The organism is Cryobacterium levicorallinum, from assembly GCF_004402405.1.
In the GTDB taxonomy this organism is placed as follows: domain Bacteria; phylum Actinomycetota; class Actinomycetes; order Actinomycetales; family Microbacteriaceae; genus Cryobacterium; species Cryobacterium levicorallinum.
In genome coordinates this window covers 206,456-227,842 of the sequence record NZ_SOFE01000023.1, presented here as the reverse complement: position 1 = coordinate 227,842, position 21,387 = coordinate 206,456, and the positions used below count along the sequence as shown (strand labels likewise).

Here is a 21,387-nt window from a genome sequence, read left to right as displayed (position 1 = left end):
CCTTATCGTGCCCGCAAGTGGAACCTTTAGCGTGTGTCTGCTGCGTTGATCGCTCGGACCCTTCGAAGCTCCCGCACGCCATCGTCGGTCTTTACCGCACCGTCGGCGAAAAAGCCATGCTTTCGGTAAAAGGTTTGCGCGCACGGGTTAGGGTCAGCGACCCAAAGCGCAGCAGGCATCGCGGTCATCGATGGCAATGTGAGTACGTAGCGTGAGAAGATCACACCGATGAGCGCTGTGGCTATGCGACGGGCGCGCTCCTGGCCGAATTCCGCCGTCAGCGTTTCAAATACGGTGTACTGGAGGTATGACGACAGCGCCTGTGCGTGTGGGCCACCAGCGATGAGTTGGCGGGCGAACCTGGTATCAGCTCGCCTTGCTCAGGATGCTCCCGCACAGCTATCAGCCCGCGCGCGAGGCGTGCGAGATCAATTTTCCCGTCGGGCATTATTGCCGCGGCGATCACGTGGTGAGGGGCTACGCGCAACGAAACGGCCGCCCAATGAGGTCATCCCTGGACCCGAAATATTAATTGACCAGAGTATGGCTAACGCCGACTTCATTCGCCAGGTTACGGGAAGAGATCTCGGTCAGGTCGCCGACCTCAAAGTGGCGCTGTGCGGCATTGAGCAGTCGTTTTCTGGCGGAGGCTCCACCGAGAGGTCGTCCGCGTACGTTATTGACCACACTCGCATGATTGCATGTTGAGGGAGGATTCTGTACGCATGAATAAAAATTTCGAGACCGACTGTGTGATCGTCGGCGGCGGTCCGGCCGGAATGATGACGGCACTATTGCTGCTCCGTAATGGTGTGAAGGTCACCGTGGTTGAGAAGCACGCAGACTTCCTCCGCGACTTTCGCGGTGACACGATTCACCCTTCCACCCAGGAACTACTCGAGGAACTCGGTCTTCTCAACGAGTTCCTCGCCCGACCTCACTCCGACATGGAACGCGTGACTCTCAGCTGGCACAGTACCGAGCTCGTGCTGGCCGACTTCAGCCATCTTCCCACCCGTCGCAAAACCATGACGTTCATGCCGCAGTGGGACTTCCTCGACCTGCTCGCTGACGCGTGCTCGAGGCATCCTGGGTTCCGCCTTCTCCGATCGACTCGTATCGACGCATTATCCAGCGAGGAAGGGCGGATCGTCGGGGTCACCGGCACTGCGCCCGATGGCGACATGAGCATCCGTGGTCGCCTCGTCATCGACGCCTCCGGTCGTGACTCGGTTGTCCGTGCCCAGGCCGGTCTAACTCCGGTCGGTGTCGCGGCGGCAATGGATGTGCTCTGGTTTCGACTGTCGAAGCGACCCGATGAGCATTACCCGTTCATCCAAGCGGGCGCCGGAATGATCATCACTATCGACCGTGACGATTTCTTCCAGATTGCTCATGTGATCCCGGCCGGCAGCTGGAACGGCTCGAAAGACGACATCGCTCAAATGAAACAGCGCATAGCTTTCATCGCCCCGAGGATGCAGGAAGCCGTTGCACCCATCTCCGCCGCCGACGTGCAAGTGCTGAACGTACGGCTAGAACGCCTGCGCGAATGGAGTGTCGATGGGCTCCTCTGCATAGGGGACGCAGCTCACGCTATGTCGCCGGCCGGTGGCGTCGGCATCAACCTCGCGATTCAGGATGCCGTCGCGACCGCTCGCATCCTCGGACCCGTGCTGCGCAGCGGAACGCCCAGCCGTGCCGACCTCCGTCGCGTACAGCGTCGGCGATCCTGGCCGGCGCGCATCACTCAGATGGTCCAACGCCGACTACAGAAACCGCTGCTATCCACGCACGCGCCCGGGACCCCGTTGCCACTACCGCTACAACTCCTCCGTGACCACCCTGCCTCCGCCCGGCTTACCGGGCGATTCGTCGGACTGGGCGCGAGGCCAGAGCACATCCATTGAACGTGTGAGACCAAGTCTCGTTGTCCTGAAACGCAAGATCTGTGCTCGTAGCGCCCGACGGTTCCGGACTGAGTGCGGACGGATCTATCACTGTGCTGGGCAAGTCATTTCGAGCAGGATCACAGATCGAATTGGGAGGCGGCACGGGAAAGGCGCCAACCGGGGCAAAGTGCGGCTCGAAATCCGACTACTTCTGGGTCGGCTAGCGCCACACTCATAATCCCAAATTTCATTTCACGGACGGTGAGCGACGGAGTTCGGACACGAAACCGGCCACCACTTCAGGAAGCTGGAGTTGTGTCACAAGGGAACGGCGGATTCAAGCGGTCGTCGCAACACTCCATTTTGAGAGGTATTGCCGATATGGTCGAAGTTTGAGTTGGTGGAGAAGCAGGCACGGTTCTGGGTGTTGATGGCGCGGGGATCGACACTGACACGTGGACCGGTTAGCGGGTAGAGGCTAGCGCCTGGCCGATGATACGGGCTCCGTCCGTGAACGCTCCGGGGTTCGGTCCGGAGTAGTTGAGCCTGATGAAGGGACCGGTGGCTTCGGCCGGGAACCAGCTCGAGCCGGCAGCGATCAGGACCCCGGCAGTTTCGCAGTCTGCGACCAACCGCTCGAGGTTGGTTCCATCGGGAAGGCGAGCCCACAAATTGAGACCACCCGCCGGAACGGTGGTGATGTGGGCGTCGGGTGCGTGTTCGCGCAAACTCGTCAGTAGAAGGTCTCGGCGTGCCCGTAGTTGCGGGCGAAGGTTGCGGAGGTGGGTCTGCCAACCCGGTTGAGTGACGACGTCGAGTACTGCGGTTTGAAGGAGCCCGCTGACGTACATCGATTCGGCGCTGCGATCGGCGAGAATGCGTTCCTTGGCGGGACCGCGGGCAATAATTGCCGCCACGCGAAGGGACGGCGAGACGCTTTTGGTGAGGGATCGCACGTAAACCACGTGCCCGGCGTCATCGCGAGCGGCGACAGGATGTGGGTCGGTGTCGATGCCGAAGTCATGGGCCCAGTCGTCCTCGACCAGGAAGGCGCCGTGCGCCCGGACGATGTCGAGGACTTGCGTCGTGGTGGTCTCTGACCATTGTGCGCCAGTTGGGTTCGAGTAGGTGGGCTGTGCATAGAAGACACGCGAACCGGTTTCTAGGAAGGCCCGGTCGAGCTCGTCGGGATCGGGTCCCTGGGGTCCCGACGGAACCGGGACAACGTCAACGCCGGCTTGTGCTGCAGCCTGGATCGCGCCCCAGTATGTGGGCGATTCCATCAGAAGAGGCGCTCCAGCGGTGACCAGGGCACGGAAGATCGTGGCCAGGCCACTTTGACTTCCGGGCAGCACGATGACATCGCTTGATAGGGGCGGAGTGACGCCGACCGGTGTCGCGGAGCCAAGCTCGTGAGCGAACCAGGACTGCAGTTCCGGAAGGCCCGCGACGGGTGAACGCGTCAGCGCCGCCTCGCTTCGGGCCGCGCGAGCCAGCGCTGACCGGACCAACCGGTCCGGCAACAGCTCTCGGTCGGGATACCCGGAATGCAGAGCGATGCTTCCTTGCGGAGCGGCACGTAGCGCAGGGCTCAACCCGCCGAGGTGACTGTTCGGGGAACGCATAGCCGCGGTCTGCCAGCTGAAGTCGAGCGGACGAGCGGTACGCACCGCGCGGACGAACGTGCCGGAGCCGGGCCGGGTTTCGATCAAGCCCTGCGCCACGAGAGTGCGCAGGGCTTTCTGCACCGTCACCGGGCTCGCCCCATACTCGGCCACGAGCATGCGGCTCGTGGGCAGCCGAGCCCCCGGCGCCCGGCCAGCGATCCACTCACGCAATGCGGCCACGATCCGAAAACTGCTATCGTTATTCATGTCAGATCATAATAGCGCTATCAAACGGATGCCCACACCGCTATCAATGTCACGGTCCGGCCTCGCCTGGGGGCTGCTCGGCGTTGCCGCGTTTTCCTTCACCGTTCCCTTTACCCGCGTGGCCGTCGAGAGCATGTCCCCGCTCTTCATCGGATCCGGCCGCGCCGTCATCGCCACCGTGCTCGCCGCAGCCGCCCTGTTCATCACCCGGCAACACCTTCCACGCGGTATCCAGTGGTTTCGCCTCGCCATCGTCGCGAGCGGCGTCGTCGTCGGCTTCCCGCTCCTCACATCGTTTGCCCTCACGACCGCGTCGGCCAGTCACAGCGCCATGGTCATTGCCCTTCTCCCGGCAGCGACGGCAGTTATGGCCGCCCATCGAGGCAAAGAGCGACCACCCCTGCCGTTCTGGATCATGGCATTCGTCGGGACGCTGGTGGCCGTGGCCTTTGCGTCCATCCAGGGTGGCGGAAGCATCCGCTTGGAGTGGGCGGATCTACTGCTGTTCGGCGCCGTTATGGCCGCCGCCATCGGCTACGCCGAAGGCGGCCTGCTCGCGCGCGAGATGGGATCCTGGCAAACCGTCTCGTGGGCGTTGATCCTCGCGTCGCCGCTCATGGTCACACTTACGACGATCGCCATTGTCTACCAGCCCCCGACGGGCACGCCCACTCAATGGGCCGCCTTTGCTTACCTCGGAGTGGTGAGCATGTTCCTCGGGTTCTTCGCCTGGTATCGCGGACTGGCCATCGGACCCATGGCCCAGGTCAGCCAGGTGCAACTCACCCAACCCGTCCTCAGCATCCTCTGGGCGGCGCTCATTCTCCGCGAACAACTCACCTGGCAGACCATCATCGGCGGTCTCGCCGTCATCCTCTGCGCTGGCATCGCCGTGCGAACACGCCTGAACGGTTCCCCGCTGACGCGCGCCGCCGCGAGCAATGAAGCACCAGCCGACGTGTCACGCAGCACCGTGGGACCGTAAGTGGAACCCTGCGCGGAACTGGTTGCGGGCTTCGGCCTTGACGACTCGGTCGGGGTGGGGCTGCGGTCAGTGTCGCTCGCACAACGCGCCGACGCGACCGGTGCCCGTCTAGCGGACGAGCAGCTTCTCCATATCGTCGAAGAACGCGGTGTATCCGGCCGTGAGTGCCGCCTTCGACGCGTCGTCGAAGCCCTGGGCGGTTTGCACCATTGTCATCATGGCGCCGCCGTCGACGGCGACGATATCGACGGTGACAGGCTCGCGGGCCGGATCATCGGGCTGGTCGGTGAGGGTGAGGGCGAGCCGCGTCGGACGATTCACCTCTGTGAACTCGCCAACCCAGTGCTTCAGGCTGCCGTCGGGCAGGTGCATGGTCGCCTTCCACCCGCCGCCGACTCGGACATCCATCTCGATATCGTCGACGGGGACCGCGGCCGTCCCGAACCAGACCGCGAAAGAAGCAGGCGTTGTCCAGGCGTCGAAGACCTGCTCGGGTGTTGCGGGGAAGGTGCGGGTGATGCTGACGGGGTTGCTCATGAGGTTTCTCCTTTGTCGGTCATGCTTGTTTCGGTGGTCGTGATCTCAGCGAGGACGTCACTGAGGGCATCGAAGCTGGCACCCCAGAACTTCGCGTAGTCGCTGATCCACGCGCAGGCATTCGCCAGCGGTCGAGCGTCGAGGGTCGCGGGTCGATACTGCGCATTCCGACCCCGACTGACCAGTTCCGCGGCCTCGAGCACCCGGAGGTGTTTCGACACCGCCGCGAAACTCATCGCGAACGGCTCTGCTAGCTGCCCAACTGTCGCCTCGCCGTGCGCCAGGCGCGCCAGGATGGCGCGCCGCGTCGGGTCGGCGAGGGCCGCGAAGGTACGGCTGAGCTGGTCGGCGGGCATGTTATCCGATCTTGTATTCAACTGACTGGTATAAAACTGCTAAGTTGAATATAAGGCATCGCGCGTTTCCCCGTCAAGCCCAGGGCCACCTTTCTTCTGGGCCGGGTCGAAGGAACGCGAGGTTGAAGAAGGCATCGGAGCACATCGCGCGTCGCACCATAAACAATCGTTGTCCCCTCGCGGATGATTAGCTAATGCCGCAAGGGGGACCTCGAGCGACACAGGTTTTGTACCAAAGCACCCGGTGGCGAAGTGCGCCGACGCTGTCTCGCACAGGGGACCTCCAGCGCGACAGATCTGGGGCCGACCCGACCACGTGCTGAACTTCCCGCTGCTGTGTCACCTGGGAACCCCTCACAGGACGACGCGTTCTCCTTGTGATGTTAAGCCGCCGCATCACGACCGCGACGCTCGTGGCACACGCAGCGCTCGACCGCTCTGATTGGACACACCTTGGACTCTGTCGTTGCCCACCCGCCTCGGGCTGTAGCGAGTTGTGATTACACGATCCCGTGTTGTTTAGGGACACCCACGCCGGGTTTCAGCGAGCTAGGGTGTCGATGAACAGCTCCAGGGCGCAGAGGATGACACTCACGATGACGAGCAGCCAGTTGGTGGCGACCAGAAATAGCCGGATGCCGATAGATATCCGTAGCGTGTCGGCCGGCGCGGAGCCGGGTGGCACGATGGGGTCAGCCTGATAGGAGTGGTGAAACTGGGCCCACAGAGGCGGGGCGATGAGTAGAACGACCGCCGCCATGAAGACCGGTAGCGCGGGAACGCTGAACACGATCCGGTCCGCTGACCACAGGGATATCAGCACAAAAACCAGCGTAATTACCAGCCCACCTGCCGCCCCCTCGATGAACGCTCTGACCTTCCCGTGCGAAAGTGTCCGCTCGATGATGGTGGGGAGGAATCGTGGCAGGACCGCAATAATTGCGAGGACTACGACGGTAATCAAAAGCACCCCGAGCCCGAATGTCACATCTGTCTGATGCCTGAGCGGAACCACCGTCTCTATGAGCGCCATGAGCCCGAGCAGGCCGAGACCGCTGCGCAGATTGGCACCCCACACCCCTTTTGCGGCATCTGCGGTTGCCGGAAGACTCAGCTCCGCGGCGTAGTAACGAGCGCTGCCGAAAGATTCTTCGGCCAGAGCCCCGGAGTCGGCCAGAAACTCGCGTGCGGTCGCCACGGCGTCGCCGATCCTCGTTCCATTGACGTCGAGCAGGCGCAGCTCGATGGTCAGGCCTTCCAACCACTTCTCATTCTCGGTGTCGCGGTCGTGTGCGTCGCGAATGTTGCTGGTCGTCATGATTTAGCCGTCCCCGTGGTTAGTGCGGTGCTGCTTGTGGGTGTGTTGTCGAGGTGCGCCAGGACCGTGCCCGTAAAGTCGCGCCAGTTAGTGGTCTGGGTTGCCAACTCGTCGCGTCCGGCATTTGTCAGCGACAGATATTTCCGCTCGGGGCCGCCGGCGCCGACCCGCCACTCGACAGCGATCCAGCCGGCCGCTTCACAGCGGGTCAGCAACGGATACAGCGTGCCGCCCTTGATTGTGCCAAATCCGTTCTCTTCCAGCGCGGCCGCGATGGCGTACCCGTAGGTCGGGCCGGCGGCGAGAGTGCGCAGCACGCACAGGCCGAGGGCTGCCCGCATCCACTCACTCGACCACTGTTTGGCGCCCATGACTTTCTACTCCAAACGCTGCACGCAGAACTACATAGTGTCACTATTTAGTCAGACTATCTACTCGTCATTCGCGCGCCGGAGCCTCTTCCCTGAGCCGCGCCCGCGGTCGACCCCCAGCGCACCTCGAGCGGCCGGCATAGCGGACAACTTCTACGCGCTTTAAATGACCCCGAAGGACCTTGGATGTCATGGGCGCAGAATAATAATGGGGAATTACGCTGGCCTGTATCGTGAAAGCTGGATAAAAGTTCTGCCGCAAGCCGAACCCCCCTGCGGGACTGATTCACGCTATCGCGAAGAATCAAGCGCCGCAGCCGTCGCGCCGCAGTAGTGCTTGATCGATAGTCTGGCTCTATGCCCATCCAGACCGTCGGCGCCACTCGCTCCCCCGCCGTCGCAGTGGGGACCGTACTCCTGGGATTACTCGTACTCTGGATGGCGCAGCCGGTCCTTCCCAGTTGGGCTTGCGCGGCCAGTCTTCCGGCGGTGTGCCCGCCACAGTTGTTGCCCGTCCGTGCGTCGCTGATCAGCGCAGGCATCTTGTTCGCGCTGCTGGCGACCGTACTGGTTGGGCTGCTGCTCCGGCCCAGATCAAACCGGTGGCTGGGCGGACAGTCGCGACGGACAGTGTTTGCCGTTCCGATCATCCTGGTCTTGACCGTCGTTGCGCACTTCGTGATACCGCAGTCCTGATTCCAGACTGCTCGGCCAGACCGCAACACGTCGCGCCCGCAAACCGAACCACGACCGGATAGGCCCTCAACGTTTCGACTTAGCCCCGGATGGGCACCCGAAAACCTACCAACACGGCCTCCGTTGCATCCGAAACCGTAAAGTTTGGGTCACGCATTGCCGCTCGGAACTCCGGGCTATGCCAGAACTCTTCGTGGCCTGTGCGCCAGTCGGAGACCGTCTCATAACCCTCGCCTTCGTCGATTGCGTGCGCTACATCGACAGCTGCGAGCGGCACCACTCGAACCTCGGTGACCTCCGTCACGCAAACCGGCTGCTCCGACGAATCGACGACCACGCCGCGATCGCCGACCATAGGTAACGCCTCATCATCCAGCAGGTATTGAGCGACCAGCGACGTTGTGCTCGTCTTCCGCCCGTCAAGGATCGCTCCGACGAGCGCATCGCGGAGCGGTCCAGGGAACCCGTACTCTTCGATGGGGAGACCAACAATGTCCTCAGGGGATAACATGCAGAGGAGTTTAGAGCACTTCCGCCTATTCTTCGTGGGGGCAGGCTTTAGAACGAGCGCCTCTCCGCTTGCGGCAGCGGGACGTACAGAACCGTTCCCGGTGAATCTGCCAAGTCGATCGGGGCGTGTGAGTGTCCCTAAGCCGAACCCTCAGTGGGCACCGAAATCCGTCCAAGTGAGCGGCGGCGGCCAGGAGCTATTGGCTCACGCGGGGCGGTTCTGCTTCCCGTCGAGCCAGAGTGTGTCGGATGAGTCACTGTGCGCGGTGCCACTGCCCACGTGCTTCGTGTCGATTTTTTCGCCGTTCTTGATGATGTGCACGAGCGCCATGGCGTGACCGCGGCCCAAGTCGAAGTCCGCCTTCAGCCAATCGACGATCACCCCGGCTTTCGTGGACGGGTCGTCGAACCCCTTCTCCTGAGCGAGCGCGATGAACTGTCGCGGGGTCAGTCCAGTCTTGTCTTCGATGTTGTCGAGGTATGCCTGGAACGACATCTCTGCTCCTTTGCTGGTGGTGCTGGGGGTACTGGGGGCCGCAGCTCGGACCACAACGACCTCGGATCACTCGATCAAGATATCGTCGCAGTCGACGATCACCGGCCCGGCCGAGCAACGAAGCGTGAGCGAACGTTCTATCTCGCTCGAGGGGCTCTTCGCGTGAACTCGACGTCTGCCGTCGGCACGACCTTGCCGGTTCGACCGGGGGCGGCCTGGAAGCTCCAGTACAGGTTGATGTGCTCAATCACCTGAGCGGGCGGCGGAGCGCCCCATTCGGTGAGATCTTCTGTGGTGTGCGCGTCGGAGACCAACGTCACATCGTAATCGCGGGTGAAACCCCCATGAAGGGTGGAGCGCACGCACGCGTCGGTTTGCGCACCGACAACGACGAGGTGCCCGACGTCGATCCCGCCGAGCACCTGTTCCAGGCTGGTCGCCTCGAACGAGTCTCCATGCTCTTTGCGGATAACGGCCTCACCGTGCGCTGGCGTGAGGTCGGGAACGATCTGCCAGACATCGCTGTCGATCGGCAGCTCGTCAGAGGAATGCTGTACACAGAGGACCGGCACTGTTTCAGCGCGGGCGCGGTCTACCAGAATCGCGATATTGGCAACCACCGGACCGCGCCGGTGGGCGTTGGCCAGAACCCCGTTCTGGGCATCTATCACGAGTAGCGCGGTACCGGAACGGTCAGTGGGACGGGACATTTCATCCTCCAATAGCAGAAGAGCGAGACTGCGATCATGCTACTCCCAGCATCCGACACTCAGCTCGCGAACAGTGGGCAGCGTTCTCGATGCCGCGCCCTCGGGGACCTTGGAGTTCTGCCCACCATGACGTGCCAATCTCCGATCGGTGTGGGGCGGGACTGTCCGAGAATTGATGGAGAGAATGCCCGGAAGCCGGACGCTAAGCGGGCACAGAATCGCGTGAACCCAATGGCATCGACGCCGGACCTGAGATGCCCGGGACGGGAACCGTCTACGGGACTTGGATTCTGCGAATCCGAATCGCTGTTGGCCCGATGCTGACGCCGCCGTGGATCAATCGGGCTGCGGCGAAGGCCGTGCGAGGGCCGCGATCACGCCGACAGCGCCCGAGAGAAGGAACGGTTCACTGAAGAGTCCACCCGTTGCATCGACCTGCTTCAATCTGGATATAAAATATCCAGGTTGATAGGCTCGACATCATGCAGCTTCCAAAAGGGGTCGAGTGGGCCGCGCATTGCCTTGTCGTCTTGGAACGATTGACCGAAGATCACCCTGTCGCAAATTCGACCTTGGCGGAGGTCTATGGCCTCTCGCCGACCTACTTGAATAAGCATCTCCAGGCTCTGACACGGCACGGCTTGCTGATTTCGATGCCCGGATCGGCCGGAGGATTTACGTTGTCACGTCCCGCATCTGAGATCACTCTTGCTGACGTCGTTGAAGCGCTCGAAGGCGGTGGACCGATATTCCGATGCACGGAAATACGGTGCGACGGGTTGTTTCAACCGCATTCTGCCGAGATTCGCGCGAGTGGACCGTGTGCCATTGCGGCCGCGATGTGGACGGCCGAGCAGGCGTGGCGACATAGCTTAGCCGCCGTTTCGATCACAGATCTCGTCCAAGGTGTCGACGCAGTCAGCAGCAAGAATCTGAACGAATTCGTTGAGAATAAGAAAAGGAAAGTTGGTCCAATTTTATGAAGATCGCAGTGTTGGGAGCTACCGGAACCGCCGGCACGCGCACGGTAAACCTACTTGCGAAGAAGGGCATTTCCGTGGTTGAAGTGTCCCGTTCGGCTGGCGTAGATCTAATCTCCGGCAAGGGACTAAGTGATGCACTGCGCGGAGTCGATGTGGTGATCGACGCCTCCAATACGTTCCCCCAGGACGCCACGATGGGACTGCACGAGGCGCTCACCACTGCGACTCAGAACGTTGTAAAGAATTGCGTCACTCAAAGAGTAGGCCACCTGGTGTTTCTATCCATCGCCGGAGTGGAAGACCCCGTTTTTGACGATTTCCCCTACTACGCGGCAAAGCGCGCACAAGAAGAAATTGTTGCAGCCGGCCCAATTCAGTCGACCATCGTGAAGTCCACGCAGTGGTATGAATTCGCGACAAACCCCTCGGCAGTCTCCTTTCTGGACAGCGAAGTGCTTGTCCAGGACTGGCTCATTCAGCCGATCGCTGCTGACGCTGTCGCAAAGGTCCTTGTGGACACGGCCCTCAATGCGCCGGGTTCGGTCGTCAAGACCATCACCGGGCCCGAGCGGATCCGACTTCCTGAACTCACCTCCCGGGTACTAGCCCAGAGCGGGGACTCGCGGCCGGTACGGTCAGCCGGCCCCTCGTTAAACGCGCTCTCTGAGGGGGTGCTGCTTGCTCCTACTGAAGCCACAATATTGGGACCGGATATCAACACCTGGTTAGCGTCGCTGCCCTCGGCGGGGTAAGCACCATGTTCGACCTGAAGCACTCCGCACACCCGCTGTGGCCATAGTCCGAGAATGGGGCCCTCCCCTTCATTCGATGTGCCCGAAAGCCGGACCTCGAGCGACACAGGTTTTGTACCAAAGCACCCGGTGGCGGAGTGCGCCGACGCTGTCTCGCACAGGGGACGGCGACCGGGACACCTTAGAATCGTCGTCGTCTACTCGGTTGCCGGCGGTGCCGGGAAGGAACTTCTCAAGGTCGATGAGGCCAGTGGGAATTTAGGCGGCTCGTAGAAGTGCTGGAAACACCGTTGCAGAGACAGCCCTTCCCGGACGGTCCGGTCATGACTGGGTCTGTGCCCCTGCGTCGCTGGAGATCTCGGCGATCCGTTTGATCGCGGCGAGGGTTTTCGGGATGCCGTCGAAGGCTTGCTGGGTGCGGTCGAGGATTTGAGCGTGGGCGTCTTCGCCGAACTTGTCCTCGAACATGGCGATCCCGTCCGGCAGGAACTCCCACGACTCGGTGAGTATCGTCCCGGTCTCCGCGGCGGTGAAGCTGAAGCCCCAGCGGACGAAGCTGCCGCCCACCACCCAGGCGAACTCGCGACCGTGCTCTGCCGTCACGACCTCAGACCGTGTCTCCCAGGTCCGATGCGGGAGCTCGTTGTGCCCGGTGAACCAGGCACCAACTCGACCAGCCTCGGCATCGTCGTCCCACCAGCACGACGTGCAGACGGGGCTCCATTCGCCGGTGCGGGTGATGTCGGAGAGCAGTTCGTAGAGAAACGCGGCCGACGCCTCGACGATGACGGACTCCTGGTGGCTGCGGATGCTTGTCTCACTCATGCGTATACCCTAACGGAGGGGTCATTTCTTCTGCCGCCGGCTGCCGCCGTGCCAGTCTTCTTGCTCTCCGACCGTGCTCGCGTCGACTCCGAACGCGGCCAGCTGTGGCTGCTCGCGCAGGCTGCGTTTGAGTTCGGCAAATCCTGGGAAGCGTGCCAGAGCGACGACGTGGTCCCACAACTCGACTGCTGAGTCCTCGTGCGGCAGGCGGCTGATCACTGGTCCGAAGAAGGCCGCACCGGTGGGTGGCTCGAAGTGGATGATGGGCGTGCCCACGTCTCTTCCTGTGAGGGAGAGCGCTTCGTCCGTCTCCTGCTGGATCTCGATGTCCCATGATTCGTCGTCGAGAGCGCCCGCCAGCTCGAGCGGCAGGCCCACCTCGGCGAGGATCGGCTCCGCGAACTCACGCGTCCCGCGGAGCTCACGCATCTCGACCTCGCTCCGATGATTGTCCGAACCTGGTGCGGTGTCGAAGATGTGAGACCCGAAGGCTGCGTACAGCGGTGCCATCGCTTGGCGGCCGTATTCTGCTCGCGCTCGGGCGGCTACCCGCAGGAGCCGGAGCCCGGCTGTGTGGCCAGCTTCGTACTCGGGAGGGAAATGTACGTCGTAATCGACCTGGGCATTGATCAGGCGCAACGAGATGAATCGCCAGTCCACGGTGTAGCGACGCTGCGCCTGCACCTGCCGCACCCACTTGCTGGTCATCCAGGCGAAAGGGCAGACGGGGTCGAAGTAGAAGTTGATGTCGGCATCCATACGTCCACCCTAGGTCAGTGCTGAAAACACGACCGAGATCGAAGTTTGGTCATCGCCGTGCCGGTAATACGGGCTCTGAGGGTCGTCACACTCTTCCTGACACCGTAGCCCTGATTCGAGCCTGCTTGGCGCGGATTGCTGGCGCGGACCTTGGATCGCCGAGCCCGCAAGGGGACGACCCCCGGGCATTCCCCCAGGAAGCTGGCGGTTTGTCATTTTCCGTTCACGTCTGCACAGCGTCCCGCGTTTTTTCGGGGTTGTGCAGGCGTGTGTTGAGCGCTGGTTTTTCCGTTCACCTCTGCACTAAAATGGTTTTTGCTCACTATTCCTCTGCACAATAAGGAGGTGGCGGGGTGGACGCTGAATCAGTGCACATTGCTGAGCCCGGCACGTTGACGATGCCGGATGCTTTGTGGGATCGCACGATGAGGGTGTCGGCGGTGATTGCGCCGTTGGCGGCGCGAGCGATCGTGGGCCGGGCCGCGGTCGATGCTGCCGCATTATCGCTCGGGGTGTCGCGGCGCCAGGTCTACCTGCTGATCAAACGCCATCGAACGGGGTCGGGGTTGCTGACGGATTTGGCTCCCGGGCGCTCCTCGCATGGGAAAGGTACGTGGCGGCTGACAGCCGCGGTTGAGGACCTTGTCCGTGAGGTGGTGCGGAAGCAGTTTCTGACCCGGCAGAAGCGAACCCAGGCAGCGGTATACCGTGACATCGCGGGCGCGTGCCGGATGGGACACCTTCCAGTTCCAGCGCGGAACACGGTGACACGGCGGATTCGGGCGTTGAATCCGGTGGAGGTGGGCCGGCGTCGGGGAGGTCCGGATGCGGTGCGGTCATTGCAGGCTGCCGGCGGCGACGTTCCCGTGATTGGCACAATTTTGGAGCAGGTGCAGATCGATCACACGGTCATCGACGTGATCGTCGTCGACGAGCGGGAACGACAACCTGTCGGGCGCCCGTATCTGACCGTGGCAATCGATGTGTGCAGCCGCACGTTGGTGGGGATGGTCGTCACGCTGGAGGCACCGTCGGCCGTGTCGGTGGGCCTATGTCTCGCGCATGCTGCCACAGATAAACGGCCGTGGCTGGAGAGCCTGGGAGTTGACGCACCGTGGCCGATGAGCGGTAAACCGCGGCAGTTGTACCTTGACAACGCCAGCGAATTTAAGAGTGAGGCGCTGCGTCGTGGGTGTGAGCAGCACGGAATCGAGCTGGCGTACCGGCCGCCGGGCCGGCCTCACTATGGCGGGATCGTGGAGCGGGTGATTGGGACTGCGATGCAGCAGGTCCACGAACTTCCTGGGACTACGTTCTCTAACCCGGTCGAGCGTGGCCGGTATGACTCGGACCGGATGGCGATGCTGACACTGCACGAGTTGGAGAAATGGTTGGCCCTGGCCGTGGCCAGCTACCACGGCAGTATTCACAGCACGTTGGGGCAGACGCCCGCCGGCCGGTGGGCCGAAGGCGTCGCCGCCACCGGGCTGCCGGCGGTGGTGACGAACCCGACAGCGTTCCTGATCGATTTCCTCCCCGTTGTGCGGCGCACCCTGACGCGGACGGGATTCGTCATCGACCACGTCCACTACTTCGCTAACGCGTTGAAGCCGTGGATCAGCAGGCGCGACACGTTGCCTCCGTTCCTGATCCGGCGAGACCCGCGAGACCTCAGCCGGATCTGGGTATTGGACCCCGACGGACACCTCTATATAGAGGTACCGTATCGGACGATGGCGAACCCGGTGGTGAGTCTCTGGGAGCACCAGCGTGCCCTGGCCCGGTTACACGAACGTGGCATCGCTCAGGTGGACGAGGAAGTCCTGTTCCGCATGATCGGGCAGATGAGGGACATCGCCAGCACCGCGTCGAAAACCACCAAACGCATGCGCCGCGATACCGAACGACGCCGCACCACACCTGCCGTAACGAAGAGCGGCGCCCCGAGCCCGGATGCCGTGCTGCCGCCGGAACCGTCGGACGATCCACCGTCGGACGCGCCGTCGCCCGGGATAGCGGTGGCTGGGTTCGATGAGATCGAGCAGTAGTGGTGACCGTGTCCGATTATGTCGCACCGGATTTGTCGCACTTGCACCCTTCGGTGCGGGAGCGTGCACGGCTGCCTGCCAGTGAGCGGGTGGAGTTGATTCGAGCGGACCGGTGGATCGGTTACCCCAGGGCGGTGGAGACGGTCGCCCGGCTGGAGGCCCTGCTGGGTTGGCCCGATAAGCAGCGGATGCCGAACCTGCTTCTAATCGGGCCGACGAACAATGGCAAGTCGATGATCGTGGAAAAGTTCCGTCGAGGGCACCTGCCGGAGACCGAGCCGGACCGGGAGCACATTCCCGTGTTGAGCGTGCAGATGCCCTCGGACCCGTCCGTGCTGCGGTTCTACATCGCGCTCCTCGCGGCGCTTGGCGCGCCCTTGCAACCGCGGCGTCGGTTGCCCGACGTGGAGCAGATGTCACTGAGGCTCCTGCGCTCAACGGGCGTGCGGATGCTCGTCATCGATGAGTTGCACAACGTTCTCGCTGGGTCGGGCAGCAGCCGTCGGGAGTTTCTCAATCTGCTGCGTTTCCTCGGCAACGAGTTGCGCATCCCGATCATTGGAGTCGGAACACGGGAGGCGTATCTGGCCATCCGATCCGACGACCAGTTGGAGAACCGATTCGAACCCGTCGTCCTTCCCCTGTGGACTGTCGGTGCTGACACCGTGTCGTTGTTAGCCAGCTTCGCGGCCGCGTTGCCGCTGCAGCATCCGTCCAACATTGCGACTGACGATATGGCCCAGTATCTGCTGGCTCGATGCGAGGGCACCATCGGGGAACTCGCCCGACTCCTGACCGCCGCCGCGATCACCGCCGTAGAAAGCGGTGAGGAAAGCATCAACCAACGCACCCTGGTCATGGCCGATTACGTCGGGCCCACCGAACGACGGCACCTATTCGAACGAGAATTACTGTGACCAGGCCGCTGTGATTGGGCCACGCCGGTGGCCGGCACATCCGGCGCCGATCCCGGGTGAAGCACTGTCCTCGTGGCTGCACCGTATCGCCGCCTGCTACGGCATCGACCTCACCCTCCTCGGTGATGACATCGGCTTCACGCTCGGACGGAGTGCCGCCGACGACATCGATATGGTGCCGCCATCCGGAATGATCGACGTCCTGACGGAGCGCACCGGCGTCACCGTGGACCGGATGCGGCAGATGAGTGTGGACGGCGGGGTTCCCTGGCTGCTCGATACGCTGGAGCCCGTCCCAGACTGCTTCGAAACCTACGCCCGACAACTGTCCGTACTGCGGCCGCCTGGGACACAGAACACACGTGACGTCCCGCGGTGGCGGCCATGGCTCCTATCGCCCCATCTTCCAACGAGAGCGTGTCCGGAATGTGTGGCCGCCAGCCCGTCCCCACACCCGTACCTCTTGCTATGGGCCATACCGATCGTCTCCAGCTGCCCCGTCCACGGATGCTGGCTTGAAGACCCCCTTACGGCCCGGGGCTACTTCGGCATGTGGGAATTGGAGCCGCCGACATCGAGGCCGGCGCCGGAACACATTCTGACGTTGGACCAACGAACCCACGACGCCTTCACGATCGGTCAGGTTGAACTTCCCCGTCGAAACGTCCACGCGGGGATCTGGTTCCGGCTGCTCCGCACGATCATCGACGAGCTCAGTTGCCCCATCTCCGGGAGCCGGAAAGTCGTCACTGATCTCATCCGTCAGGTCTGGGCTCAAGCTGGCTATCGCACCCGCGACGGACAGGCATTCTGGTATCCATACGAACAGCAACCGGAACCGGTGCAGCGGCACACGATGGAAGCGGCAGCGACCGCAGTCATGCTGCTGGAAAACGGCTCCATCACTGGTCTGGGAAATGACTCCGATCTCTTTCGCCCCGTGCCCGATAGCGTCATTAGCGATGGCACCCCACCGCCGCAGCCACCGACGCGGGCACCGTTTCTCCCAATCGGTGAGCGGCTGTCACTGAGGGAGGCCTTCACCGCGGCTGTCGAGGACGCACGCGTCAACCCCGCAGGAGCCCGCACCCTCTTCAACTTTGCCGCGTACAAGCACAACGACGCCGACCAGATCCACGACGTAGTGAACGCATTCATCGAGTTGGCCATCCCCCTCGACTTCCATCGCACAACACCAAATCGGTAACCGTTGCACTACCTAGAATAAATAACCGCGAGCGATGATGATTGACCGGTGTCCACAAACGGTACATTTCGAGACAACAGCACCATCAACGACACGCCACCCCGCGAACGTCCACAACCCGTCTCAAAACATAGCTGGAACCGACGATGTTCTGAGACTATTCTGAGACGATAGACGAATGGCCACCACACACGTCACCCTCGTCGGCTACGCCCGCGTCTCCACCCACAGCCAAGACACCACCATGCAACACGACGCACTCACCACCATCGGCTGCGGACGGATCTTCACCGACACCATCTCCAGCCGCGCACCCAGCCGGCCCGGACTGATCGCCGCGCTCGACTACCTCCGGCCAGGCGACACCCTCTGCGTCTGGAAACTGGACCGCCTCGGACGATCCGTCAAAGAAGTCCTCACCATCGCCGACGACCTCCACGACAAACACATCGCCCTCCAGATCCTCACCGGCACACTCGCCGGAACCTACCGACCCACCGGAGAAGGCAAATTCTTCTTCACCATGATGGCCGCCTTCGCCGAACTCGAACGGGACATGATTCGCGAACGCACCCTCGCCGGACTCACCACCGCCCGAGCCCAGGGCCGGGTCGGTGGACGCCCGACCGTCATGACACCCGACACACTCGCAGCAGCCCAAGCCCGACAACAACGCGGCGAAACCCCCACCCAAATCGCCAAAGCCCTCGGCGTCTCACGAGCAACGATCTACCGCCACCTCAACCCTTAGCGCCAACCACCGTTCCATTACTGGTCAGACCCCGGCACTCACGGTCGCTATCGATTTCTCGTGCCAGCCAGGCAAAAAATTGTTGGTAGAGAGGAAGCAAGATCATGAGCGGGATGGTGACGGTGTACAGCAAGCCAGCGTGTATCCAATGCACGATGACCGACCGACCACTCGACAAAGCAGGCGTAATCTACAGAACCGTCGACGTGACCGAGAACGCCGTGGCCCTCGAGTATGTCACCGAAGACCTCGGCTACAGCGCAGCACCCATCGTTGTCGTCGACGATCATAACCACTGGGCCGGCTTCAGGCCCGACCTCATCTCCGCCCTGGCGCAGAGCACCGCCCTGGACGCGTAGACCGCTCACGAGACTCGGCGTAGCTTCCTACGCCCACAATCAATGCCGCTGGCCGTGCTCTCTCCCGGTCAGGGCATTTCTCTGTCGGTGGCGTTCACTACCGTGAGGGCATGACTTCATGTGGAACTTGTGGCCAAGACGTCGACCGGGATGAGCACCGCGACGCACACAACCCCAAGACTTGCCTGCAATGCCGCCAAGAACTACCCGGTGAACGCTTCCCCGTCTGGCCAGCGGCCGGCGACGGTCGTCGGCGCACCTGTGGCACGTGCAGTTCATCCAACTGTGCCGTCCAAGACCGCAAGACAGCGGAATCGTTGGTCCCGGATCGGGAAACCCGCAACGCACGTTTCCGAACGTACGGATTTCGATGGGTTCCATCCACCCACCCCGATTTCCGCGGACGTAGATGGATACTCCTTGACGCCAACGGAGTTTCCACGGCACCAGCTGAGGCCGAAGCGCGCATCATGCAAATGGAGTCCGACGAAGAGGAACACTTCGACGACGAGGGGAATTCGTATTAGCGCGAGTGGGAGCCTGTGGGCCTGGATGGACTCAAATGAAAAGGGAAAATGCAGGGCATAACGCAGCCAGGGGCAGCCAAGGTGTCCGGTTGTGATCCATCCAAACCGGACACCGGTATGCGACTAACCTCTAACCGCACGAAAAGTTCTAGGCTCGCGAGGTTTCACAGGGGAATCAGGTGTCACAGAAGGTCGAGTAGCCGTGAATAATTGCGTTACTCGAAAAATAGATGTATGACGAATTTTCAGTTGTGAAGTTACTGGAACTGGTTCGCACAGTCCGAAGTGAATTGCTGTATGTGAACGTAGTCGTCTGCGTCGCCGACCGTCGATGGACGTGTTGGATGGTGGAACCGCTCGTGTCGGAAAGTATGTGAGCGTACGGCGCGTAGGCCTGTCCACAATTTATGCTTCCAAGTTGAATGGTCGCGGCTTGGGCGGCGGTGGAAGTGCTCATCGCTAACAGAAGACCCCCTGCCAAAGCGAGCAAGCTATATTTACGTTTCTTGTTCATGCTCATCCTCTCGATCAGGTCCGCCCGCCCGGATGATCCGGAAGTCCATCGCGCAACCGTCTATAGGAGCCAACTATCCCCAGTATTCGGCTTGAGGGCAAGAGTTTTCGAGCTTTGAGACCTCAGAGCCGCTGATGATTCCTTGGTCGAGCAAGTCGGCGTATACGCTCCAGTCGCCACTGTCGTCGATGAACTTTTGAAGCGACGGGCGGTTGTCGACCTCGTATCCCAGTACCGTCAAGCAGTCCACCGTGTCGTTAGCAGCCGCGTACGCTTCTGACCATTGCTCAGAACTAAATTCGTTTTTGTCAGGAAGCAGACCCTCGCCGCACTCTTCGGCATCCTGCTGATAAATAGGCAACTGGTCGCTGGGGACGGAAGCGGCAATCGCGTTATCTTCACTCAGAGTTACAGTCCACCCTCTGTCCTGTAAGCATGCGAGTCTGCGTTCCGCGGCATCACTTGCGGAAGTGGCCTGTGCAACTGGAACGCTGTCGTCCTTCGACGAGCAGCCAGCAAGGACTGGAATGGCAATGACCAACAGGCACGCACCGCGTATGAACGAGCGACGTAGCGTTGGTATTCTCTTAGCCCCCCGACTCGCTCTCAGGGCATCTGCCGTCCTCATACCCACGAACCTATCTTGTGCAAACGCTGCGCGCCAGCCCCGTGAGCCAGACCCATTTCCGCTAGTACCGTCATCAAGATTGCTGCACAGTATCGGGAGTGTTGCTCCGGCGACCCTACACGAGAGGGTCCCGAGTAGGGCCGTGGCCAGGAGAGGAGAAGTGCTAGCGTCGAGCAAGACGACTACGCTGCTGAAGCGTCTATCTCGGTGGACAAACACTCAGGTTGACCTACGAATGAGAGGGCGCTATGGCCGGGATGGAGTCGAGGTCGACTCGCGGGGACATCGCGGACACAGAGAAGAGCGGCAACGCTCCGCGTCGCCGCTGGGGTCTCGTGGCAATTGTCGTTGGCCTCATCGTGGCGAGTGGTGCTGTCGGTTGGGCTGCGGCGACCGTATTGACGCCCGCAGAGGATGTTTTGGATTCGACCGCGTTCACTTACGTCGAGGTCGTCAATGGTGAGGCGGGGTCGAGCATCAGCCTGAACACGGTCGCGGGGTGGATTCCGGTGGCGATCGGTTCTAACCGGGCTTCGGGTGTCGTGACATCGGTAAACGTCGAGCCGGGTCAGGAGGTCGGGCAGGGGGCTGTGCTGTACACGGTGAACCTCCGCCCGGTGGTGATCGCGCAGGGCGCGGTTCCGGCGTTCCAATCTTTGTCCTCAGGGTCTAAAGGGGCGGACGTGGCAGGCCTGCAGTCGATGCTCGCTGCACTCGGATTTTACGGTCACGAGGTTGACGGCAAGTTCGACTACGCGACGACGTCTGCGGTGAAATCGTGGCAGGAGTCTATCGGTCTCGAGGCGGATGGAGTTGTGCAGGCTGGTGATGTCGTGTTCGTCCCGATGCTGCCTACACGGGTGGCGCTGGACATTGCGACGGTCAAGCGGGGCGCCTCGCTGGCTGGTGGTGAGGAGGTCGTGCGAGGGCTGCCGGCTGCTCCGGTGTTCACCCTGCCAGTAACGGAGGCCCAGGCTGGTTTGATGCCGACAGGGACGCGAGTGGAGATCACAGGGCCGGACGCTCAGACGTGGGAGGGTTTCGTCATCGACCAGAGGTCCACCGAGCAGGGCGGAATCACGGTGTTTCTCGAAGGGAAGGACGGGGCGAGCATCTGCGGCGAGGAGTGCGGCAGCATTCCGGTAACCGACCGGGCCCTATTGCGGTCACGGATCGTAACTGTAGAGTCCGTCGTGGGGCTCGCCGTGCCCAGCGCGGCGCTGCTGACCCGCTCGGACGGCACTATTTCGGTCATTGATGACGAGGATGTCGAGCACGCGGTGATAGTGGTGACAAGTGCGCGTGGCATCTCGATTGTCAAGGGTGTGGCTGCCGGGATGATGGTCCGTGCCCCGGCGACGGAGGAGTAGCG

The 21,387-nt window shown here is 62.1% G+C and carries 23 protein-coding genes; 11 read left to right on the top strand and 12 right to left on the bottom strand.

Annotated features, from left to right (window positions below; all coding sequences use genetic code 11):
* Positions 1-26: 26 nt before the first annotated feature.
* A complete protein-coding gene (locus E3O11_RS18485; protein ID WP_166787597.1) occupies positions 27-344 on the bottom strand; it encodes a TetR/AcrR family transcriptional regulator in 318 nt (105 codons plus the stop codon).
* A 381-nt stretch (positions 345-725) separates the two neighbouring features.
* On the opposite strand from E3O11_RS18485, the gene E3O11_RS13110 reads away from it, so the two are divergent.
* Entirely contained in the window at positions 726-1,910 is a 1,185-nt protein-coding gene (locus E3O11_RS13110; protein WP_092449002.1) for an FAD-dependent oxidoreductase, read from the top strand.
* 446 nt (positions 1,911-2,356) lie between these two features.
* On the opposite strand, the gene E3O11_RS13105 is transcribed toward E3O11_RS13110, so the two are convergent.
* Entirely contained in the window at positions 2,357-3,766 is a 1,410-nt protein-coding gene (locus tag E3O11_RS13105; RefSeq protein ID WP_092449003.1) for an aminotransferase-like domain-containing protein, read from the bottom strand.
* Here E3O11_RS13105 and E3O11_RS13100 point away from each other — a divergent pair.
* The gene (locus tag E3O11_RS13100) at positions 3,765-4,751 is read left to right on the top strand and encodes a DMT family transporter (protein WP_092449004.1); all 987 of its coding nucleotides are present in this window, start codon (positions 3,765-3,767) and stop codon (positions 4,749-4,751) included. The genes E3O11_RS13105 and E3O11_RS13100 overlap by 2 nt on opposite strands.
* 108 nt (positions 4,752-4,859) lie before the next feature.
* Here the strand turns inward: E3O11_RS13100 and E3O11_RS13095 are convergent, their stop codons facing one another.
* The 4 genes from E3O11_RS13095 to E3O11_RS13080 all read right to left on the bottom strand — a co-directional run bounded on the left by E3O11_RS13095 (position 4,860) and on the right by E3O11_RS13080 (position 7,333).
* Complete coding sequence (locus E3O11_RS13095) at positions 4,860-5,288, bottom strand: SRPBCC family protein (protein ID WP_092449005.1); 429 nt, start codon at positions 5,286-5,288, stop codon at positions 4,860-4,862.
* Complete coding sequence (locus tag E3O11_RS13090) at positions 5,285-5,665, bottom strand: ArsR/SmtB family transcription factor (protein WP_422386451.1); 381 nt, start codon at positions 5,663-5,665, stop codon at positions 5,285-5,287. The genes E3O11_RS13095 and E3O11_RS13090 overlap by 4 nt, the downstream gene beginning before the upstream one ends.
* A 520-nt stretch (positions 5,666-6,185) precedes the next feature.
* Positions 6,186-6,962, bottom strand: coding sequence for a hypothetical protein (locus tag E3O11_RS13085; RefSeq protein WP_092449007.1), 777 nt, complete (start codon positions 6,960-6,962; stop codon positions 6,186-6,188).
* Positions 6,959-7,333, bottom strand: a complete 375-nt coding sequence (locus E3O11_RS13080) for a PadR family transcriptional regulator (protein WP_092449008.1) — start codon at positions 7,331-7,333, stop codon at positions 6,959-6,961. The genes E3O11_RS13085 and E3O11_RS13080 overlap by 4 nt, the downstream gene beginning before the upstream one ends.
* A gap of 357 nt (positions 7,334-7,690) precedes the next feature.
* On the opposite strand from E3O11_RS13080, the gene E3O11_RS13075 reads away from it, so the two are divergent.
* Positions 7,691-8,029 carry a hypothetical protein gene (locus tag E3O11_RS13075; protein ID WP_092449009.1) on the top strand — a complete coding sequence of 113 codons (339 nt, stop codon included), beginning with the start codon at positions 7,691-7,693 and terminating at the stop codon, positions 8,027-8,029.
* A 79-nt stretch (positions 8,030-8,108) separates the two neighbouring features.
* Here the strand turns inward: E3O11_RS13075 and E3O11_RS13070 are convergent, their stop codons facing one another.
* The 3 genes from E3O11_RS13070 to E3O11_RS13060 form a co-directional block, all read right to left on the bottom strand.
* Positions 8,109-8,540: an ASCH domain-containing protein gene (locus tag E3O11_RS13070; RefSeq protein ID WP_092449010.1), complete on the bottom strand. Its 432-nt coding sequence runs from the start codon at positions 8,538-8,540 to the stop codon at positions 8,109-8,111.
* A 204-nt stretch (positions 8,541-8,744) separates the two neighbouring features.
* Positions 8,745-9,035: a DUF4287 domain-containing protein gene (locus E3O11_RS13065; protein WP_092449011.1), complete on the bottom strand. Its 291-nt coding sequence runs from the start codon at positions 9,033-9,035 to the stop codon at positions 8,745-8,747.
* 137 nt (positions 9,036-9,172) lie between these two features.
* Complete coding sequence (locus E3O11_RS13060; protein ID WP_092449012.1) at positions 9,173-9,745, bottom strand: isochorismatase family protein; 573 nt, start codon at positions 9,743-9,745, stop codon at positions 9,173-9,175.
* 482 nt (positions 9,746-10,227) lie between these two features.
* On the opposite strand from E3O11_RS13060, the gene E3O11_RS13055 reads away from it, so the two are divergent.
* Together E3O11_RS13055 and E3O11_RS13050 are read left to right on the top strand one after the other, a co-directional pair.
* Positions 10,228-10,728 carry an RrF2 family transcriptional regulator gene (locus tag E3O11_RS13055; protein ID WP_092449013.1) on the top strand — a complete coding sequence of 167 codons (501 nt, stop codon included), beginning with the start codon at positions 10,228-10,230 and terminating at the stop codon, positions 10,726-10,728.
* Positions 10,725-11,480, top strand: a complete 756-nt coding sequence (locus E3O11_RS13050; protein WP_092449014.1) for an SDR family oxidoreductase — start codon at positions 10,725-10,727, stop codon at positions 11,478-11,480. The genes E3O11_RS13055 and E3O11_RS13050 overlap by 4 nt, the downstream gene beginning before the upstream one ends.
* Before the next feature lie 321 nt (positions 11,481-11,801).
* Here the strand turns inward: E3O11_RS13050 and E3O11_RS13045 are convergent, their stop codons facing one another.
* A complete protein-coding gene (locus tag E3O11_RS13045; RefSeq protein ID WP_092449015.1) occupies positions 11,802-12,305 on the bottom strand; it encodes an SRPBCC family protein in 504 nt (167 codons plus the stop codon).
* A gap of 21 nt (positions 12,306-12,326) precedes the next feature.
* Positions 12,327-13,064, bottom strand: coding sequence for a mycothiol-dependent nitroreductase Rv2466c family protein (locus tag E3O11_RS13040; RefSeq protein ID WP_092449016.1), 738 nt, complete (start codon positions 13,062-13,064; stop codon positions 12,327-12,329).
* A gap of 353 nt (positions 13,065-13,417) precedes the next feature.
* On the opposite strand from E3O11_RS13040, the gene E3O11_RS13035 reads away from it, so the two are divergent.
* The 5 genes from E3O11_RS13035 to nrdH all read left to right on the top strand — a co-directional run bounded on the left by E3O11_RS13035 (position 13,418) and on the right by nrdH (position 18,346).
* A complete protein-coding gene (locus tag E3O11_RS13035; RefSeq protein WP_241994723.1) occupies positions 13,418-15,112 on the top strand; it encodes a Mu transposase C-terminal domain-containing protein in 1,695 nt (564 codons plus the stop codon).
* The gene (locus E3O11_RS13030; RefSeq protein WP_338419218.1) at positions 15,112-16,029 is read left to right on the top strand and encodes a TniB family NTP-binding protein; all 918 of its coding nucleotides are present in this window, start codon (positions 15,112-15,114) and stop codon (positions 16,027-16,029) included. Before E3O11_RS13035 ends, E3O11_RS13030 begins: the two co-directional genes overlap by 1 nt.
* A gap of 10 nt (positions 16,030-16,039) precedes the next feature.
* Positions 16,040-17,236: a TniQ family protein gene (locus tag E3O11_RS13025; protein WP_166787584.1), complete on the top strand. Its 1,197-nt coding sequence runs from the start codon at positions 16,040-16,042 to the stop codon at positions 17,234-17,236.
* A 178-nt stretch (positions 17,237-17,414) separates the two neighbouring features.
* Positions 17,415-17,987 (top strand): recombinase family protein, encoded by a 573-nt coding sequence (locus E3O11_RS13020; protein WP_092449018.1) that lies wholly within the window; start codon positions 17,415-17,417, stop codon positions 17,985-17,987.
* A 113-nt stretch (positions 17,988-18,100) separates the two neighbouring features.
* Complete coding sequence (gene nrdH, locus E3O11_RS13015; protein ID WP_373866149.1) at positions 18,101-18,346, top strand: glutaredoxin-like protein NrdH; 246 nt, start codon at positions 18,101-18,103, stop codon at positions 18,344-18,346.
* Positions 18,347-19,460: 1,114 nt separating this feature from the next.
* Here nrdH and E3O11_RS13010 read toward each other — a convergent pair.
* Positions 19,461-19,928, bottom strand: a complete 468-nt coding sequence (locus E3O11_RS13010) for a hypothetical protein (RefSeq protein ID WP_134495570.1) — start codon at positions 19,926-19,928, stop codon at positions 19,461-19,463.
* A gap of 422 nt (positions 19,929-20,350) precedes the next feature.
* Here E3O11_RS13010 and E3O11_RS13005 point away from each other — a divergent pair, with 422 nt between their 5' ends.
* Positions 20,351-21,385, top strand: a complete 1,035-nt coding sequence (locus tag E3O11_RS13005; RefSeq protein WP_166787583.1) for a peptidoglycan-binding domain-containing protein — start codon at positions 20,351-20,353, stop codon at positions 21,383-21,385.
* Positions 21,386-21,387: the final 2 nt, after the last annotated feature.

Bases quoted from the DNA above. Each gene is read 5' to 3' on its own strand.
- E3O11_RS13075 (WP_092449009.1), top strand. From the start codon at position 7,691: ATGCCCATCCAGACCGTCGGCGCCACTCGCTCCCCCGCCGTCGCAGTG.
- E3O11_RS13110 (WP_092449002.1), top strand. From the start codon at position 726: ATGAATAAAAATTTCGAGACCGACTGTGTGATCGTCGGCGGCGGTCCG.
- E3O11_RS13080 (WP_092449008.1), bottom strand. From the start codon at position 7,333: ATGGGCGCCAAACAGTGGTCGAGTGAGTGGATGCGGGCAGCCCTCGGC.
- E3O11_RS13045 (WP_092449015.1), bottom strand. From the start codon at position 12,305: ATGAGTGAGACAAGCATCCGCAGCCACCAGGAGTCCGTCATCGTCGAG.
- E3O11_RS13095 (WP_092449005.1), bottom strand. From the start codon at position 5,288: ATGAGCAACCCCGTCAGCATCACCCGCACCTTCCCCGCAACACCCGAG.
- E3O11_RS13020 (WP_092449018.1), top strand. From the start codon at position 17,415: ATGGCCACCACACACGTCACCCTCGTCGGCTACGCCCGCGTCTCCACC.
- E3O11_RS13070 (WP_092449010.1), bottom strand. From the start codon at position 8,540: ATGTTATCCCCTGAGGACATTGTTGGTCTCCCCATCGAAGAGTACGGG.
- E3O11_RS13100 (WP_092449004.1), top strand. From the start codon at position 3,765: ATGTCAGATCATAATAGCGCTATCAAACGGATGCCCACACCGCTATCA.
- E3O11_RS13085 (WP_092449007.1), bottom strand. From the start codon at position 6,962: ATGACGACCAGCAACATTCGCGACGCACACGACCGCGACACCGAGAAT.
- E3O11_RS13050 (WP_092449014.1), top strand. From the start codon at position 10,725: ATGAAGATCGCAGTGTTGGGAGCTACCGGAACCGCCGGCACGCGCACG.
- E3O11_RS13060 (WP_092449012.1), bottom strand. From the start codon at position 9,745: ATGTCCCGTCCCACTGACCGTTCCGGTACCGCGCTACTCGTGATAGAT.
- E3O11_RS13065 (WP_092449011.1), bottom strand. From the start codon at position 9,035: ATGTCGTTCCAGGCATACCTCGACAACATCGAAGACAAGACTGGACTG.
- E3O11_RS13055 (WP_092449013.1), top strand. From the start codon at position 10,228: ATGCAGCTTCCAAAAGGGGTCGAGTGGGCCGCGCATTGCCTTGTCGTC.
- E3O11_RS13040 (WP_092449016.1), bottom strand. From the start codon at position 13,064: ATGGATGCCGACATCAACTTCTACTTCGACCCCGTCTGCCCTTTCGCC.
- nrdH (WP_373866149.1), top strand. From the start codon at position 18,101: ATGGTGACGGTGTACAGCAAGCCAGCGTGTATCCAATGCACGATGACC.
- E3O11_RS13105 (WP_092449003.1), bottom strand. From the start codon at position 3,766: ATGAATAACGATAGCAGTTTTCGGATCGTGGCCGCATTGCGTGAGTGG.